This window comes from Corallococcus sp. AB049A, assembly GCF_003668885.1.
Lineage (GTDB): Bacteria > Myxococcota > Myxococcia > Myxococcales > Myxococcaceae > Corallococcus > Corallococcus interemptor.
Window position 1 is genome coordinate 1 of the sequence record NZ_RAWL01000789.1, and the last position, 1,481, is coordinate 1,481.

Sequence of the window (1,481 nt, forward strand, 5' to 3'; positions counted from 1 at the left end):
CAAGGACCCCATGGACCCCACCGCCTGGCAGCTCTGGCTCATCGCCGCCATCGTCCTGGGCGCGCTGGAGATCAAGCTCTCCGGCTTCGTGACGCTCTGGTTCGCCGTGGGCGCGCTGATGGCCTCCCTGATGGCCGGGGCGGGCCTGGGCTTCAACAGCCAGCTCTTCGTCTTCACGCTGGTGTCCGCCGCCCTGTTCGGCGCGTCCCGCACCCTCTTCAAGAACGTTTTCATGCGGGACGCCGTGCACTTGAAGACGGGCGCGGAGGCGATGCTGGGCCAGGAGGCCGTGGTGACGGAGGCGCTGGCGGAGGGGCACGGGGGCATCGTGCGCATCAACGGCGAGCTGTGGATGGCCCGCTCCCTGTCCGGGCCCCTGCCCGAGGGCGAGCGCGTCACCGTGGAGCAGATTGAAGGCCTCAAACTGTGGGTGCGACGCCCGTCTGCGTCCCCCGAAGTCGCGCTGCAGCAACCGGCGCGTCGCAAGTCGAAGGAGAACGCATCATGGGACTGACCATTGTTCTGCTGTTCCTGGCCGCCGCCGTCGTGTTCGCGATGGTCACCGGGGTGCGCATCGTTCCCCAGGCCAAGGTGATGGTCGTGGAGCGGCTGGGGAAGTTCCACCGCGTGGCCTCCAGCGGCCTCAACATCCTCATCCCCTTCATGGACAGCCCGCGCGCCATGGAGATGCGCGCCGGCAACCGCTTCACGCGCAACACGCTGGTGGACCTGCGCGAGCAGGTCATGGGCTTCGAGACCGTCCAGGTCATCACCCATGACAACGTCAACATGGAGGTCGGCTCGGTCATCTACTACCAGATCGTCGACCCCGGCCGGGCGCTCTACCAGGTGGAGAACCTGGCGCTCGCCATCGAGCAGCTCACCATGACGAACCTGCGCAACGTCATGGGCGGCCTCACCCTGGATCAGACGCTCACCAGCCGCGAGACGGTCAACACCAAGCTGCGCATGGTGCTGGACGAGGCCACGGAGAAGTGGGGCGTGAAGGTCACCCGCGTGGAGCTGCGCGAGATTGAGCCGCCCCAGGCCATCAAGTCCGCCATGGCCAAGCAGATGACCGCCGAGCGCGAGCGCCGCGCGGAGGTCACCAAGGCCGAGGGCGACAAGGCCGCCGCCATCCTCCAGGCCGAGGGCGAGAAGATCTCCCGCATCCTGCGCGCGGAGGCCGAGCGCGACGCGGAGATCGCCCGCGCGGAGGGCCACAAGCGCGCCGTGATGCTGGAGGCCGAGGGCAAGGCCGAGGCCACGCGCCTCACCTTCGAGGCCATCCACACCGGCCGGGCCACGCCGGAGGTGCTGGCGCTGCGCTACCTGGAGACGCTCCAGGAGCTGGGCAAGGGCGACAACAAGATGTTCGTCCCCTACGAGGCCACCGCCGCGCTGGGCTCCATCGCCACGCTGAAGGAGGTGTTCGCCAAGGACGACGCCCCGGCCGCCGCGCCCCAGCCCCAGCTTCCGGC

General features: G+C 68.9%; 2 protein-coding genes. Both read left to right on the top strand.

Annotated elements, in window-relative coordinates:
• Positions 1 to 10: 10 nt before the first annotated feature.
• Positions 11 to 514: an NfeD family protein gene (locus tag D7X55_RS39385; protein ID WP_120552655.1), complete on the top strand. Its 504-nt coding sequence runs from the start codon at positions 11 to 13 to the stop codon at positions 512 to 514.
• Positions 505 to 1,481 (top strand): SPFH domain-containing protein (locus D7X55_RS39390; RefSeq protein ID WP_199747344.1); only part of this gene is annotated, 977 nt, incomplete at its 3' end. The genes D7X55_RS39385 and D7X55_RS39390, both read left to right, overlap by 10 nt.